The organism is Haloarcula salina (genome assembly GCF_010119195.1).
GTDB lineage: Archaea > Halobacteriota > Halobacteria > Halobacteriales > Haloarculaceae > Haloarcula > Haloarcula salina.
Map to the genome: position 1 here is coordinate 323,739 of NZ_WRXL01000002.1, position 14,759 is coordinate 338,497.

The window sequence follows — 14,759 nt, forward strand, 5'->3', positions numbered from 1 at the left end:
TTCACTCCGGGCGACCGAGTTCTCGAACGAGCAACACGCCGTCGCCGTCGTCGTAGTGGTCGGGGAGGGCCTCCGCTTTCGAGAACCCGAACCCGTCGTAGAACGATCTCGCGCGCTCGTCGTCCTCGCGCGCGGTGAGCCGAACCGTCTCGAACCCTGTCTCTCGCAATCGTCCCAGCAGGCCCTCCATGAGCGCTGTGCCGAGGCCCTGGCTCTGCATCGCCGGCGCGACGGCGAACTCCGCGAGGTACGCGACCGGGCGGTCCGGCACGACCAGCGCGTAGGCGGCGGGCTCGCCGGCGTCGAGCACCAGCACGAGCGGCGGCCCCTCGATTCCAACGTCGAGCAGTTCCGGCCACGGCTCGTCCAGCGCGCTCGTCTGGATCGCTCGCAGGCGCGCCTCGTCGCTCGGGCGGGCCTCCCGAATCATACCAGGCCGACGGCCACGACGAGGCCGGTGCCGGTGATCGCGGCAGCCAGCGTGGCGAGCATGTTGACGCCCTGGTTCCCGACGACCGACCCCTCGACGGTCGCGCCCAGGAGACTGTCGACGGTCATGCCGACGAGGCCGCACAGGAGGATGACGCCGCCGCCCAGCGGGGAGACGTGCTGGAGGAGCGCGGCGATGCCGGCGATGAGACCCGCGCCGACGAGCCCGGCGGCGACGCCCTGCCAGGTGACGCCGCCGTCCGTGCCCGGTTCGACGCGTTCGAGCGTCGTGATGAGCCGCGGGTTGTCGTAGAGGCCGCCGAACTCGCTGGAGAACGTGTCCGTCATGGCGGCCGCGACGGCTCCGGCGAAGGCGTAGAAGAACAGCACGGGGTCGACGGCGATGTGGCTCGGACTCGCCGCCGCGGCGACGACGGCGAACAGCGCGACGATGGAGTTCGCGAGGACGTTCCCGCTGCCGCGCGCGCCCTCGTTCTCCTCGGCGATGCCCCGTTCGAGCTTCTCGTCGTAGCGGAACTTCGTCGAGAGCCCGCCGAGTCCGAAGAACGTGATGAGCATCGCGAACCAGCCGAAGCCGCCGAGAACGATGGTCAGAAACGAGAGGAGGACGCCGGTGAGCATCCCCGGAAGAGACGCCGTATCGAGCGCGTAGGAGAGGTAGCCGAGCAGTACTGTCACCGCCAGCGCGACGACCACGCGCTGGGCGGTCACGGACGGGTCGAGTTCGAAGAACAGCCACAGCAGGAGGCCGACGGTGAGCATCACCAGCGGGTCGTCGCGTTCGAACAGCACCGACCGGAGCAGTGCGGCGACGAACGCGCCGCTGGCGCCGAGAAACAGCACGGTCGGAACGGCAAGTGGGTCCGCGCCGGACGCGCCGACGGCGGTCTGTATCCGCGTGCCGAACACCTGTCCGGCAACGGCGGCGACGAATCCGACGACGACGAAGCCGGCGGTCGCGACGAACTCGTCGGTGCGGACGGTGTAGGCGAGGCGCTGGCCGAGGTTGCCGTAGGCGACGAGCAGCACCACGCCGACGAACACGGGGACCGGGAGGCCGAATCGGACGGCAAGCAGCGCCAATCCGGCGGCGGCCAGCGCGAAGGCCGCCAGGCCGTACAGCTTCCCGTCCTCGTAGTCGCCGGGGCGGGCGAACAGGTCGAACCACGACGAGCCCTGGTCGACGGCTGTCACGGCGACGGCGGCGACGGCGACGAACGGCGCGACGGCGGCGACAGTCGCGAGGTCGAGCGAGCGAACGCCGGTCGCGGCCGGGACGACGAACGCGAGCGTCCCCACGGCGGCGAACCCGCCCGCCCGACGGACTGTCGAGGTCACGTGGAATCGGTATCCCCGAGAGGCACTTACCCTTTCCCTTTCAGAGCGTGGCGGCCCCGTCGACCGTGAGATTTAGGCGGGCAGTCGGCATACCGCCGGGCGTGGGACTCTACGACCGGTACCTGGCGACCCGCGTGCGTCTGAGCGACGCCCACCTGCCCGAGACGGTCGCCCTCGTGATCACGGAGCGCGACCTGCTCGGCGACGGCGCGTACGACACGCTCGAGCGCTTCTTCGACTGGGCCGTCCAGTACGGCACCGAGACCGTCGTCGTCTACGTGAGCGTCCTCGACGAGGAGGCGATCCCGACGCTCCGGCGCGAGCTCGAGAACGTGACCGCGCCGATGGAGATGGCCGTCCGCGTGCCGGACGACGAGTCGACCGCCGACGCCCCCATTCAGGTCTCGATCGGGCTGGGCGGCAAGTCGGAGTTCGCCACGGCCGTCCAGAAGCTCGCCGAAGACGTCGACCGGGGAGCGCTCGCCCCCGACGACATCGACGAGGCCGCCGTCGAGGAACACCTCGTGTTCCCGACGGCCCCGGACCTCGTCATCAAGACGGGGGCCGAGCGCCTCTCGGACTTCATGATCTGGCAGTCGGTGTACTCGGAGCTGTATTTCACGGACGTGAACTGGCAGAACTTCAGGCAGCGGGACTACCTGCGGGCGCTGCGGGACTACCAGGAGCGCCAGCGCCGCTTCGGCCGGTAACTGGACGGGTCGCTGTCCGTCTCAATCGGCGATCTCGTACTCTTCGTCCAGTTGCTCGCGCTCGGCGCTCGGCAGCGCGTCCCGGAACCGACCGAGGATGCGCTTCGCCGTCGGCATCTCCGACTGCTCGATGGCGCGGACCAGCGCGAGCGAGCGCTGGGCGCGCGTCGTCCGCCACGACTGCTCGCGGTTCTCGTAGGTGCGGATGGCACGGAGGAAGTCGACCTTCCGGAACTCCGGCCAGTACGGCGTACAGAAGAACGTCGCGGCCTCGTTGCCGTTCGCGTGCCACGGCAGGAAGTTCGACGTGCGCTCGTCGCCGCCGGTGCGGACGATGAGGTCCACGTCGCGTGTCGGGCCCTCGTAGAGCCGCTCCTCGACGGTCTCGGCGGTCACGTCGTCCGGGTCGAGGTCGCCCGATTCGACCGCGCCGGCCACCTCGCGGGCCGCACCGAGCAGTTCCGCCCGGCCGCCGTAGGCCAGCGCGACGTTGAGATTGAGCCGGTCGTACTGGGCCGTCCGCCCCTCCGCGTAGTCGATGGCGTCGCGGACCCGATCGGGGAGCATCTCGGTCTCGCCGATGGCGCGGATGCAGACGCCGGCCTCGTGGACCCGGTCGGCGTCGGCGAAGGTCCGGAGCTTTCGCTCGACCAGATCGAAGATGTGCTCGCGCTCCTCGGGGTCGCGGTTGAAGTTCTCCGTCGAGAAGGTGTACAGCGTCACTTCCCGAACGTCGAGTTCGTCACACCAGTTCAACAGCGCCTCGGTGGTCTCCGCGCCCTCGCGGTGGCCCGCTTGCGTCTCAGAGCCGCGCTTTCGCGCATACCGCCGGTTCCCGTCCATGATAACCGCCACGTGGTCCGGCGTCCCCGATACTTCCAACTGCAAGAGTCGCTCGTACGCCGCATAGCCCAATCGCTTCCCCCTCGAAATCATCGTTGTGTACATTTCAACCACTCAATAAGGGCTTTGTGGAAGCGGCCCCGTTCAGTTATTTCCCGCCTAATCCCTGGAAATATTTGCGCATAGTTTTAATACGTCCGGGGGCGTCATTCGAGATGCAATGGCGACCGGTACGGTTGACTTCTTCAACGACACAGGCGGTTACGGCTTCATCGAGACTGACGACGCTGACGAGGACGTGTTCTTCCACATGGAAGACGTCGGCGGCCCCGACCTAGAGGAGGGGCAGGAGGTCGAGTTCGACATCGAGCAAGCGGACAAGGGTCCGCGGGCGACCAATCTCAAACGGCTGTGACCATGGCTACAGGAACTGTCGACTTCTTCAACGACACGGGCGGGTACGGTTTCATCGACACCGAAGACTCCGACGAAGACGTGTTCTTCCACATGGAAGACATCGAAGGCCCCGACCTCGAGGAGGGCCAGGAAGTGGAGTTCGACATCGAGCAGGCCGACAAGGGCCCGCGCGCGAAGAACCTCACACGGCTGTAAGCGAGCGCGACTCGCTTCTCGAAGCGTGGTGTCGAACCACGGTGAGCGGCCGCTGTACTCGCTGCTCACACGTCATTCGGTCGAAGTCCGGAATATCTTCGGTTTCACCCGGCCAGCGGTCGGAATCCGAAGTGCCTTAGGGACCTCGTCGCGGACGCCACGGTATGAGCGAGGCCGATGCACTCGACGAGGACCTCTACCGACGGACCAAGCAGCTGCTGGAGCCGGGCGAGATCCAGCTCAACGGCGCGGTCGTCCACACCGAGTACGACGGCAGCGACGAGATCGAGATGATGCAGTCCACCATCGAGGTGGGCGAGATCATCGCCACGGGCGCGGGGCTGGACCCGAAGGACACGTTCGTCTACTCGGGCAGCGACGACCCGGAGTTCGCGTCGAACCAGCACCAGGGCCGCACGCTCGACGGCGAGGAGTTCGTCTGGGAGTGCCAGCAGCTCCTGCGAAACGGGTCGTTCGACCTGGTGTTCTACTACGAGGCCGGCGCAGACCACGAGGGGATTTTGGCCGACATCGAAGACGCCGGCTACGGAGTCACCGGCGTCAAGGGCGACTAGCGTCGTCGCCGCCCGCCAGACGCTCCTGGCAGTTGTGGCAGTACGTGTAGTCCGGACCGTTCGCGGCTCCGCAGATGCGACACGTCGTCGCCGCCATGCCGGCGGACTCGAAGTAGGCGTTGAGCTGGCCGGTGTCGCGGGCGTTTCGTTGGCCGCTGAACTGTTCGACCAGCGGCTCGTGGGCCGCGTAGTCCATGAGTCGGAACAGGAGGACGAACGACAGCGGGACGCCTGCGAGGACGACCCCGTACACCAGCAGTCTGAACGCCAGTTCGCCCGTCGAGATGTCCACGGACTAGCGACGGGACGGACGCGGTAAAATCCTCCGCAACTGCGCCGCGCTCGGCCCGCACGTGGGCTGGGACGGCCCGTCCGCGTCGCTTTTATCCGCAGAACCCTCACCGTCACCCATGAGCGAAGACCTGGGGACCGTGGACCGCGCGGTGCTGAACGCCTTCCAGGGCGGCTTTCCGGTCACCGAGCGGCCGTTCGAACCCGCGGCGGCGGCCCTCTCGGACCACGGTATCGACATCGACGCGGACGAGTTACTCGAGCGGGTCCAGCGACTCGACGAAGCGGGCGTCCTGACGCGGTTCGGAGCCCTCATCAACGCCGAGGAGATCGGCGGGACGGCGACGCTCGTGGCGACTCACGCGCCCGAGGACGGCTACGACGAGCACGCCGACCTGATCAACGCCCATCCCGAGGTGGCGCACAACTACGAGCGCGAACACCCGCACCTCAACATGTGGTTCGTCCTCTCCGTCGCCGACGAGGACCGAGTCGAGGAAGTCCTCGCGGAAATCGAGGCGGAGACCGGCGAGGCCACGTACAACCTCCCCAAGCAACAGGAGTTCCACGTCGGCGCGAAGTTCCCCGTCGAGGGGCCACAGACGCAGGGGATCGACTGCTCGGACCTAGGGCCAGACGTGACGCCGACGGGCGAGCGCTTGCTGACCGCCGACGAACTCGACCTCGTGCTGGCGATTCAGGACGGCCTGCCGGTGACGGCGACGCCGTACGCCGACGTGGCAGCCGAGATCGACGCCGACGTGGACTGGGTGGTCGAGACGATCACGCGCTTCGACGCGGAGGACAAGGTGCGCCGCGTCGGGGTCATCCCGAACCACTACGCGCTCGGCTACAGCGAGAACGGCATGACCGTCTGGGACGTCCCCGACGAGGTCATCGACGAGGTCGGGCCGGCCATCGCCGAGTTCGACTTCGTCACGCACTGCTACGAGCGTCCCCGCCACGACGGCGTCTGGCCGTACAACTTCTTCGCGATGACGCACGGCCGCTCCGAGGCCGAGAGCGAGGAGCGCATCGGGCAGGTCCGCGACCGGATGGCCGAGTACTGGGACGTGACCGAGGACGACTGGGACACGCTGTTCTCGACGCGCATCCTGAAGAAGACCGGCATCAGGCTGGACGAACGAGCGCGCGAGAACGCAGAGACGGCGTGACCGTGGACCGAACACGTCGCTCGGGAGGCGAGCTACCGTGATCCCCCTCATGCACGATTTCGAGGGCGAGACGGTGCTGGTCGTGGGCGGCGGCGCAGTCGGCGCCCGCAAGGCACGGCGATTCGCCGCCGAGGCCACCGTCGTCGTCCTCAGCCCGGCGTTCGCCGACCGAGATTTCGGCGACGCCCGGTTGGTACGCGCCGCACCGACCCCGGACGGCGTGGCCGACTGGATCGAGCGCCTCGACCCCGCGCTCGTCGTCGCCGCGACGGACGACTCGGCGCTGAACGAGGCGGCGGCGTCCGCGGCGCGGGACCGCGGTGCGCTCGTCAACCGGGCCGACGACCACGGGAAGCAGGACGTCGGGCACGTCGTCGTCCCGGCGACGGTCCGCGACGACCCGGTGACGCTCGCCGTCGCCACCGGCGGGAACGCCCCCGCGCTGTCGAAGCACCTCCGCGAGCGCTTCGAGGACGAGTTCGAACACGCCGGGGCGATGGCGGACCTGGTCGGCGACCTCCGCGAGGACCTCCGCGACCGGGGCGTCTCACCCGGAGACCGGCGCGCCGCCGTCCGGTCCGTTGTCAGTTCCCGGGAAGTTTGGAAGGCTTTAGATAGTGGCAGGTCCAAGGCAGAGCAAGTAGCTACAGACGTGATCGGAGACTTACCTGGTGATCAACTGTGAGAGGGGAATCTGGAGTCATTGTCGGAGTCTGTATCTCCCACGAACGGGCGAGCGTCGACCAGTTGGAAACGGCGGCCGCCGACAGCGAACGGGCGGCAGTCGAGACGCTGCTCTCGCACCCCGCCGTCGCGGAGGCGTTCGCCCTCCAGACGTGTAACAGGACTGAGGGGTACGTCGTCGTCTCCGACCGCGAGGACGGCCTCGACGCCCTCGACCTGTTCACCCGCTCGGTCCCCGACGACGCCGTCGTCGAGATGGGCCACGAAGAGAGCCTGCGCCACCTGCTCCGAGTGGCCGCGGGCCTCGAGTCCATCGTCCTCGGCGAGGACCAGATCCTCGGCCAGCTCCGGTCCGCTTACGAGACGGCTCGCGGCGTCGGCGGCGTCGGACCGATGCTGGAAGACGGCGTCATGAAGGCGATCCACGTCGGCGAGCGGGCCCGCACCGAGACGGAGATCAACGAGGGCGTCGTCTCGCTGGCCTCGGCGGCCGTCCGCCTGCTCGACCAGGAGTGTTCCCTCGACGGCGAGACCGCGCTGGTCGTCGGCGCGGGCGAGATGGGCCAGCTCGCGGCCAAGGCCCTCGCAGACGAGGTCGACCGCGTGCTCGTCGCGAACCGGACGGTTCCCCACGCCGAACACGTGGCCGAGTCGGTCGATGTCGACGCCAGCGCGGTCGCGCTCGACGCCGTCGACGCGGCCGTCTCGGAGTCCCGCGTCGTCGTCTCGGCCACCGGCAGCGGTGACCAGGTCTTCGGCGTGTCGTCATTCGAGGACGCCGGCGAGGTCTCCGTCGTCGACATCGCACAGCCACGGGACGTGCCGGCGGAAGCGGGTCGGCTGCCGTCGGTGACGGTGTACGACCTCGACACGCTGGAGTCGGTCACCGCCGAGACCCGGAGCCAGCGCCGGCGCGCCGCCGAGGCGGTCGAACGCATCGTCGACGAGGAGTTCGAGCACCTGCTCGCCCAGTACAAGCGAAAGCGCGCCGACGAGGTCATCTCGACGATGTACGAGAGCGCCGAGCAGGTGAAGGCCTCGGAGGTCAACCGCGCGCTCTCGGCGGCCGAGTTCGACGACGAGCAGGCCGAGATCGTGGAGTCGATGGCCGACGCCATCGTCTCGCAGATCCTCGCCGCGCCGACGAGGAGCCTGCGCGACGCCGCGGAAGACGACGACTGGTCGACCATCCACACCGCCCTGCAACTGTTCGACCCGGACTTCGGCAGCCTCGACCAGACGGAGCCGCCCGCGTTCGTCGAGGGAATGGCCGTCGAGGACATTCCCGACGGGATGCGAGAGGAGATTCCGAACGCGATGCTGGACCAACTGTCCGACGACTGAATCCGACGGTCGGGCCACCTTTTTCAGCGGGCCGTCCGACGTGACGGGTATGGCAGACCTGCTCACAGACGACGAGATCGCCGAGCGACTCCCGAACGAGTGGTCCCGCGACGGAGACGAAATCGTCCGCGTCTTCGAGTTCGACGGGTACCTGGACGCCTCGGGCTTTCTGAGCGCCGCGGCCGGCCTCGCCGAGGACGCCTGGCACCACCCGGAGATGACCGTCCGCTGGGGCGAGGTCGAGGTGCGACTGACCACCCACGACGCCGGCGGCATCACCGAGAAGGACATCGATTTGGCCGAGCGGCTGAACGGCATCTACGACTGACGTGGGGCCAGAGAGCATCGCCTCGCTGCGACCGACCGAACCGGACGGCGCGAGCGCGCGCTACGTCTTTCGGATCGAGGTCCGTCTGCCGTCAGCGGCCGACGGGCTGTGGACCGACCCCGACCGCTTCGAGACGACGCTGTACCGAGCGGCCGACCCCCCGGGGACCGACGGCTGGCTGTTCTTCCGCGACATGCTCTGGCGCGGGGAACTGGCCGACGAGACCCACTTTCGGCGACTGGCCGCGGACGAACTCGGCTGGCCGGTCGAGTCGGCGTCGTTCAGCGAACTGCGGACGGACGACGACTACCTAGCGGCGCTTCGGGAAGCGATTGCGGCTGACCTGGACCGGTTCGACCCCGACACGGTCGACGCGGTCCTGCGGACGTACCTCGGGAGTTCGATTCGCGTTCGATAGTCGTGGGGCGCACCGATCTACGGGACGACGCGGCGGTGTAGAGAGTGTCTACGGCGTATTATACACCGTACAACTGCGGGTAGGCACAGAAAGACTATACCTGCGTGCCACATACTCACGTATCCCTCATGACCACCGAATACGACTTCTGGCTGTTCGACCTCGACGGCACGCTCGTCGATATCGAGCCAGAGTATCCCCGAACGGTGATGGGCGCCGTGGGCGACCGCCTCGGCGTCGAGTTCACCGACCGCGAGAGCGACGCGCTCTGGTACGGGTTCGGTGGGACACGGTCCGAGTGCCTGAAAGAGCGCGACATCGAACAGGAGGAGTTCTGGCGGCTGTTCCACGAGGAGGAAAATCCCGTGGCGCGCGCCGAGGCGACGTACCTCTACGACGACGCCGAGCGCTTCCTCACCGAACTGGACGCCCCCACCGGCCTCGTCACGCACTGCCAGCAGTACCTCACCGAACCGGTGCTCGAACACCTCGACATCGCCGACTGGTTCGAGACGGTGATCTGCTGTGACGACGACATCGGCTGGAAGCCCGACCCGCGGCCGGTCCAGACGGCCATGCGGGACATGAACGTCGCGCACAACGGACACAGCGGCGTCCTCGCTGGCGACAACCCGACTGACATCGGAGCCGCGTGGAACGCGGGACTCGACGGCGTCCACGTCAGCCGCCGGCCGGCGTCGGAGACCGGCCGATGCGTCCGCGGCGACCGACGCGTCTCGTCGCTGCTCGACCTCGCGTAGGTCAGGGGAGGTAGTCCCAGTTCTCGACGGTGGCGGTCGTTCCGACCGCCGGTCCGTCTGACTCGGGCGGGATCGACATCCAGCCGTCCGCTCGGGTGACCGTCCCGAGGTCGCTCCCAGCGATCGGCGTCACTTCGTCCCCGTCGACCGTCACGGGAACGAACGTCCGGTGCGACGCGTCGGTGTCGACGTCCCGGGCGAGTTCGGCGTGTCGCTCCGGGAACGGCGTCAGCGGCGCGCCCGCGAGTGTCTTCACCAGCGGCCGGAGCAACTGCGTCGCCCCGACGCGCACGCCGGCCGGCGACTCCGGGAGCAACAGCACTGGTCGTCCCTCGACGACGGCGAGTCCGGTGTTCTCGCCCGGGGCGATTGCGATACGGTCGGTGAGCACGTCGCCGAGGTCGGCGACCACTTCTCGGAGCGTATCGCCGGGTTCGGTCCCCGTGACGGCGATGGCGTCCCGCGTCAGGTCGCGCTGGACGGCCATGCGGAGCGCCGGGGCGTCGTCCGCGACGGGGTTCCGGTAGGTCACCTTCCCGCCCCAGCGGTCGACGTACTGCGCGAGCGTGAAACCGGCCGTCTCGGCGCGGTCGCCGCCGGCCGCGTCGTCCAGTTCGTCGCCGGTCGGGACGACGCCGACCTGCGGTCGCTGTCGGACGCGAAGTTCGTTGACGCCCGCCGCCTTCAGAAGGCCAACGTCCGAGGGACGGATCCGACGGCCGGTCTGGAAGATCGTCTCATCGGCCGCGAGATCGGCTGAGTCGACGGGCGCAGCCGCCGTGGCGTCCGCTGCGAGGACCCGTCCGACGGCGACCGAGAGCGGGACCCGGTCCGTCCGGTCGACGGGCGCGGCGAGGCGACCGAGTTCCCGGCGCGCGGCTTCGAGCGAGACCGTCTCGGCGTCCGACGGCGAGGAGTCGACCATGCCCGCACTAGCGAGCGGCGGGGGAAAAACGCCCCGAGTAGGGCCCAGTCATCCGCTCGAAGTGTGCGCGACGGCCCCGGGCGGCCACCGCGAACGCTTTTGCCCGCCGGCATCCGGTATCGGAACATGGTCCTCCCGCAGCTCTTCGGTCTCGTCCTCCTCGCGGTCGGCGGCTACCTGCTCGTCGGCGGCAGCCGCGAGCTCCGCACCGTCTTCCACGTCCTCCGGAACGACCCCGTCCCCATCCGCGACCTGGACGGCTACACCGGCCCGGTCGAGATCACCGGCACGGCGGTCGCCGACGAGGACGCCGGTACGGTGACTGCGCCCTTCACCGGAAGCGAGTGCCTGGCCTACACCTACGAGGTCGAGGAGCTCCGGTCGTCCGGGAAGCACTCGAACTGGGAGACGCTGGACCAGGGGCAGGCCGGCGTCGACTTCGTCGTCGACGACGGCAGTGACCGCGTGCGGGTGAATCCCGACGGAGCGGACGTGCGCTTCGAGTCCCACTCGGTGACCGTCCCGCCGGGCACGGAACTGCCGGACCGACTGGCCGCGTACGTCGAGCGGACGCCGGGCGTCGACGCGCAGGACGGAACGGTGAATCTGCTGGTGACCGAACTCAGCGTCGGCAACAGACAGCGCTTCACCGAGCAGCGACTCGACGCCGGCGAGCAGGTGTACGTCTACGGGCTGGCGAGACGGGGGCCGGCGACGGAGTGGGGCAGCAACCTCGTCGACGCCGTCGTCGGGGACGGTGACGGGACGCCCGTGTTCGTCATCTCGGACACCAGCGAGCGAGGAACCGCGTGGCGAATCGCGCGCGGCGGGCTCTGGCGGGCGGTTCTCGGGACGGTCGTCGCCGGCTTCGGCCTCGTCTTCCTCCTGAGCGGCCTGTGGTAGTGACCGATACCGTCGGGTTTACCACCGCGCAATCCCAACGAGCGCGTATGCCTGCCCTGCGTGAGGCGCTCCGGGATCTCCCCGACGCCGTGTTCGCGGACGTGCTCGAATCCGAGGACGCGTACCTGTTCGTGCTGGACCTGCCGGGCGTGACCGCGGAGTCGATCGACGCGACCGTCGAGGGCGGTCGGCTCCGCATCGAAGGGCAACGGACCAAGGACGCCCCGGGCGAGTTCCGGTTCGTCCGGGAGGACCGCTCGGTGTTTCTCGACGTGGAACTCCCGCTCCCGCCCGACACGACCGGGCAGGGCGCGGAGGGGACGGTCGAAAACGGCGTCCTCGAACTTCGGCTTCCGAAGGCGACCGCCGCGCCGAGCACGACCATCCCGATCGGCGAGGACTGACACCGGGGTGCCCAGCCGGTGAACGTTCGCGCGTACTGGCGGTTCTTCGTCGTCGCTCGGCAGTTCCTGCCGCTGTTGGTCGCGTACGCCCGGGACCGGAAGCGGTTCCTCGTCGCCGGATCGCCCCGGCGCGTCACCCCGGAACAGCGCCGCGAGCGCGCCCAGGACCTGCTCGACTCGCTGCTGACGCTCGGGCCGACGTTCATCAAGCTCGGGCAACTGCTGTCGACGCGGCCGGACATCCTCCCGCCGGAGTACATCGAGGAGTTCTCGAAGCTTCAGGACCGCGTCCCACCGGCGGACTGGGCGGACGCGAAGCGAGTCATCGAGGACGAACTCGGGCCCGTCGACGAGCGCTTCGAGGAGTTCGACTCGGACGCGATCAGCGGAGCGTCGCTCGGGCAGGTGTACCTCGCCGAGATCGACGGCGAGCGGGTCGCCGTGAAGATCCGCCGGCCCAATATCGAGGACCTCGTCGAGGCCGACCTGCGGGTGATTCGCTGGTCGCTGCCGCTGCTGATGTACTTCATCGACGAGTCGCGGTCGTTCTCGCTGGAGACGCTCGCCGACGAGTTCGCGAAGACCATCCGCGAGGAGATGGACTACCAGCGCGAGGCCCGGATGCTCACCGAAATCCGGGAGAACTTCCTCGAGAACGACCGCATCTGCATCCCGAGCGTCGAGGAGTCCCACTCGACGCGGCGCGTGCTGACGATGGAGTACGTTCCCGGAACGAAGATCAACGACATCGACGACCTCGACGAGCGCGGCGTCGACCGGACCGAACTGGCCCGGACGCTCCAGCAGGCGTACCTCCAGATGATCATCGACGACGGCGTCTTCCACGCCGACCCCCACCCGGGAAACCTCGCGGTCCAGGGCGACGGCACGCTCGTCTTCTACGACTTCGGGATGTCCGGACGGGTCGACCCGTTCGTCCAGGACAAGATCGTCGAGTTCTACGCCGCCGTCGCCGACCAGGACATCGACGCCATCCTCGACGCGCTCATCGAGATGGGGACGCTCTCGCCGGAGGCCGACCGGCAGGTGATGGGCGACGTGATGGAGCTCGCCATCGCCGACGCCCGCGGCGAGGACATCGAGCAGTACCGCGTCCAGCAGATCATCCAGCAGGTCGAGGACACCATCTACGAGTTCCCGCTTCGCCTCCCGTCGAACCTGGCGCTCGTCCTCCGCGTCGCCACCGTCGTCGAGGGGGTCTGCGTGACGCTCGACCCGGACTTCGACTTCATCGAGGTCGCGACAGACTACCTCCGGAGCGAGGGGTACATCGCGGAGGGGGCCCGGAACTACCTCGAAGACCGCGCCACCGAGGTCACCGACGCCACGCGCTCGGCCGTTCGCATCCCACCGAAACTGGAGTCGGTCCTCGACAGAGTCGAGCGCGAGGACCTCACCGTCCGGGCCGATATCGAGGACTCGGACGGCCTGCTCGCGACGATGACCAAGCGGCTCATCCTCGGGATGTTGCTCGCGAGCACGCTGTTCTCGACGGTGTACCTCTACGCGCAGGCGACGCTCCCCGTCGTCGCCGTCGGGCTCGTCGGCGTCGCCGCCCTGACCGTGGCGCTGTGGTGGTCGTTCCGGTCGAAAAAGAGCGTCCGGGCCAAGCCGCAGTTCACCCGTCAGAGCATGCGCGAGCGAGAGCGCGAGAGCGCCACGCTCGACACGAGCTACGCCGAGGACGGCGAGGACGCCTACGGGAGCGACTGACGGGGCGCCGTCGGTCGCGGGGGCGTCAGGACAGGTCGAACAGCTGTGCGGCCTGCTCCATGTCCTTGTCGCCGCGCCCCGAGAGATTGACGAGGAGCGTCTCGTGGTCGCCCTCCGCGGCCAGTTGTTTCGCCAGCGCGAGCCCGTGGCTCGTCTCCAGCGCGGGGATGATCCCCTCGGCCTCGCTGAGTTCGCGGAACGCGTCGAGGGCGTCGTCGTCCGTGACGCCGCGGTACTCCGCGCGGCCGACCGCGCGAAACATGGCGTGTTCAGGGCCGACGCCGGGGTAGTCGAGGCCGGCCGAGACGGAGTGGACCTCCACGTCGTCGTCGATGACGCGGGTCTTCATCCCGTGGAGCACGTCGTCGTCGCCCTCGGCCAGCGGCGCGGCGTGGCGCTCGGAGTCGGCTCCCTCGCCGCCGCCCTCGGCCCCGTAGAAGGCCACGTCGTCGTCGCGAAAGGCGTGGAACAGCCCCATGGCGTTGCTCCCGCCGCCGACGCAGGCGACCGCGGCGTCGGGCAGGTCGCCGGTGCGGTCCTGAAATTGCTCGCGGGCCTCGCGGCCGATGACGCTCTGGAAGTCCCGGACCATCCGCGGGAACGGGTCCGGCCCGACGACCGAGCCCACGAGGTAGTGGGTGTCGTCGACGTTCTCGGCGAAGTCCTCGAGCGCGGCGTCGACGGCGTCGGCGAGGCCCTCGCCCCCGCGGGTCACCTCGTTGACCTCGGCCCCCATCAGGCGCATCCTGAAGACGTTCATCTGCTGGCGCTCCACGTCCTTCTTGCCCATGTAGATCTCCGTGTCGAGCCCGAGGAGCGCGCCGGCCATCGCCGTGGCCGTCCCGTGCTGGCCTGCACCGGTCTCCGCGATGAGCCGGGTTCGGCCGGCCTTCTTGGCGAGCAGGGCCTGCCCGAGCGTGTTGTTGATCTTGTGGGCCCCGCCGTGGAGAAGATCCTCGCGCTTGAGGTAGATCTCCGCGCCCCAGCGCTCGCTCAGGTTCGCCGCGTGGAACAGCGGCGTCGGCCGCCCGGCGAAGTCCTCGAGTAGCGTTCGGAGTTCGGCCCGGAACGCCTCGTCGTCCTTGTGCTCGTCGTACGCGGTCGCTAGCTGTTCGAGCGGCTCTTCCAGCGGTTCCGGCACGTACCGGCCGCCGTAGCCGTCGAAGTCTCCGTCCGTCATACGCCCGCTGTGAACGGCTCCGATAATAGGTGTGTCTACTGTCGCCCGACCGATCCGACTCAAACGTGGTTTTGAGCGTGCCGT

Annotated in this window: 19 protein-coding genes; 13 read left to right on the forward strand and 6 right to left on the reverse strand. The window is 68.8% G+C overall.

All coding sequences use genetic code 11. From position 1 onward, the window contains the following. Nucleotide 1: 1 nt before the first annotated feature. Both GM656_RS06605 and GM656_RS06610 read right to left on the reverse strand, forming a co-directional pair. Nucleotides 2-430 carry a GNAT family N-acetyltransferase gene (locus GM656_RS06605; protein ID WP_162412875.1) on the reverse strand — a complete coding sequence of 143 codons (429 nt, stop codon included), beginning with the start codon at nt 428-430 and terminating at the stop codon, nt 2-4. Further along, nucleotides 427-1,788 carry a DUF92 domain-containing protein gene (locus tag GM656_RS06610; protein ID WP_162412876.1) on the reverse strand — a complete coding sequence of 454 codons (1,362 nt, stop codon included), beginning with the start codon at nt 1,786-1,788 and terminating at the stop codon, nt 427-429. Before GM656_RS06610 ends, GM656_RS06605 begins: the two co-directional genes overlap by 4 nt. Before the next feature lie 101 nt (nt 1,789-1,889). On the opposite strand from GM656_RS06610, the gene GM656_RS06615 reads away from it, so the two are divergent. After that, nucleotides 1,890-2,498, forward strand: a complete 609-nt coding sequence (locus GM656_RS06615) for an undecaprenyl diphosphate synthase family protein (RefSeq protein ID WP_162412877.1) — start codon at nt 1,890-1,892, stop codon at nt 2,496-2,498. Between the two features lie 21 nt (nt 2,499-2,519). On the opposite strand, the gene uppS is transcribed toward GM656_RS06615, so the two are convergent. Further along, nucleotides 2,520-3,446 carry a polyprenyl diphosphate synthase gene (gene uppS, locus GM656_RS06620; protein ID WP_162412878.1) on the reverse strand — a complete coding sequence of 309 codons (927 nt, stop codon included), beginning with the start codon at nt 3,444-3,446 and terminating at the stop codon, nt 2,520-2,522. 115 nt (nt 3,447-3,561) lie between these two features. On the opposite strand from uppS, the gene GM656_RS06625 reads away from it, so the two are divergent. From GM656_RS06625 to GM656_RS06635, 3 genes are all read left to right on the forward strand, one after another. Further along, the gene (locus GM656_RS06625; protein ID WP_162319255.1) at nt 3,562-3,756 is read left to right on the forward strand and encodes a cold-shock protein; all 195 of its coding nucleotides are present in this window, start codon (nt 3,562-3,564) and stop codon (nt 3,754-3,756) included. 2 nt (nt 3,757-3,758) lie between these two features. Further along, entirely contained in the window at nt 3,759-3,953 is a 195-nt protein-coding gene (locus GM656_RS06630; protein ID WP_162412879.1) for a cold-shock protein, read from the forward strand. A gap of 164 nt (nt 3,954-4,117) precedes the next feature. Beyond that, the gene (locus tag GM656_RS06635) at nt 4,118-4,528 is read left to right on the forward strand and encodes a DUF5778 family protein (RefSeq protein ID WP_162412880.1); all 411 of its coding nucleotides are present in this window, start codon (nt 4,118-4,120) and stop codon (nt 4,526-4,528) included. On the opposite strand, the gene GM656_RS06640 is transcribed toward GM656_RS06635, so the two are convergent. Continuing rightward, on the reverse strand, nt 4,515-4,820 hold the full coding sequence (locus GM656_RS06640; RefSeq protein ID WP_162412881.1) for a DUF7577 domain-containing protein: 306 nt from the start codon (nt 4,818-4,820) through the stop codon (nt 4,515-4,517). The two genes, GM656_RS06635 and GM656_RS06640, sit on opposite strands and share 14 nt — an antisense overlap. 118 nt (nt 4,821-4,938) lie before the next feature. Between GM656_RS06640 and ahbB the strand changes: the two genes are divergently transcribed. From ahbB to GM656_RS06670, 6 genes are all read left to right on the forward strand, one after another. Next, complete coding sequence (gene ahbB / locus GM656_RS06645) at nt 4,939-5,994, forward strand: siroheme decarboxylase subunit beta (RefSeq protein WP_162412882.1); 1,056 nt, start codon at nt 4,939-4,941, stop codon at nt 5,992-5,994. Between the two features lie 37 nt (nt 5,995-6,031). Beyond that, a complete protein-coding gene (locus tag GM656_RS06650) occupies nt 6,032-6,679 on the forward strand; it encodes a precorrin-2 dehydrogenase/sirohydrochlorin ferrochelatase family protein (RefSeq protein ID WP_162412883.1) in 648 nt (215 codons plus the stop codon). After that, nucleotides 6,676-8,022, forward strand: a complete 1,347-nt coding sequence (gene hemA / locus GM656_RS06655; RefSeq protein ID WP_162412884.1) for a glutamyl-tRNA reductase — start codon at nt 6,676-6,678, stop codon at nt 8,020-8,022. Before GM656_RS06650 ends, hemA begins: the two co-directional genes overlap by 4 nt. A 49-nt stretch (nt 8,023-8,071) precedes the next feature. Next, nucleotides 8,072-8,350, forward strand: a complete 279-nt coding sequence (locus tag GM656_RS06660) for a 4a-hydroxytetrahydrobiopterin dehydratase (RefSeq protein WP_162412885.1) — start codon at nt 8,072-8,074, stop codon at nt 8,348-8,350. A 1-nt stretch (nt 8,351) separates the two neighbouring features. Next, nucleotides 8,352-8,768 carry an LWR-salt protein gene (gene lwrS / locus GM656_RS06665; protein WP_162412886.1) on the forward strand — a complete coding sequence of 139 codons (417 nt, stop codon included), beginning with the start codon at nt 8,352-8,354 and terminating at the stop codon, nt 8,766-8,768. Between the two features lie 128 nt (nt 8,769-8,896). After that, nucleotides 8,897-9,529, forward strand: coding sequence for an HAD family hydrolase (locus tag GM656_RS06670; RefSeq protein ID WP_162412887.1), 633 nt, complete (start codon nt 8,897-8,899; stop codon nt 9,527-9,529). 1 nt (nt 9,530) lies between these two features. Here the strand turns inward: GM656_RS06670 and GM656_RS06675 are convergent, their stop codons facing one another. After that, nucleotides 9,531-10,454, reverse strand: coding sequence for a molybdopterin-binding protein (locus GM656_RS06675; protein WP_162412888.1), 924 nt, complete (start codon nt 10,452-10,454; stop codon nt 9,531-9,533). A 126-nt stretch (nt 10,455-10,580) separates the two neighbouring features. Between GM656_RS06675 and GM656_RS06680 the strand changes: the two genes are divergently transcribed. Genes GM656_RS06680 through GM656_RS06690 form a run of 3 tightly spaced genes read left to right on the forward strand, consistent with a single transcriptional unit; the run spans nt 10,581 to nt 13,495 of the window. Continuing rightward, nucleotides 10,581-11,357: a GIDE domain-containing protein gene (locus GM656_RS06680; RefSeq protein ID WP_162412889.1), complete on the forward strand. Its 777-nt coding sequence runs from the start codon at nt 10,581-10,583 to the stop codon at nt 11,355-11,357. Between the two features lie 47 nt (nt 11,358-11,404). Beyond that, the gene (locus tag GM656_RS06685) at nt 11,405-11,761 is read left to right on the forward strand and encodes an Hsp20/alpha crystallin family protein (protein WP_162412890.1); all 357 of its coding nucleotides are present in this window, start codon (nt 11,405-11,407) and stop codon (nt 11,759-11,761) included. Nucleotides 11,762-11,779: 18 nt separating this feature from the next. Further along, nucleotides 11,780-13,495 carry an ABC1 kinase family protein gene (locus GM656_RS06690; RefSeq protein WP_162412891.1) on the forward strand — a complete coding sequence of 572 codons (1,716 nt, stop codon included), beginning with the start codon at nt 11,780-11,782 and terminating at the stop codon, nt 13,493-13,495. Between the two features lie 25 nt (nt 13,496-13,520). Here the strand turns inward: GM656_RS06690 and trpB are convergent, their stop codons facing one another. Further along, a complete protein-coding gene (gene trpB, locus GM656_RS06695; RefSeq protein WP_162412892.1) occupies nt 13,521-14,675 on the reverse strand; it encodes a tryptophan synthase subunit beta in 1,155 nt (384 codons plus the stop codon). Nucleotides 14,676-14,759 lie beyond the last annotated feature (84 nt).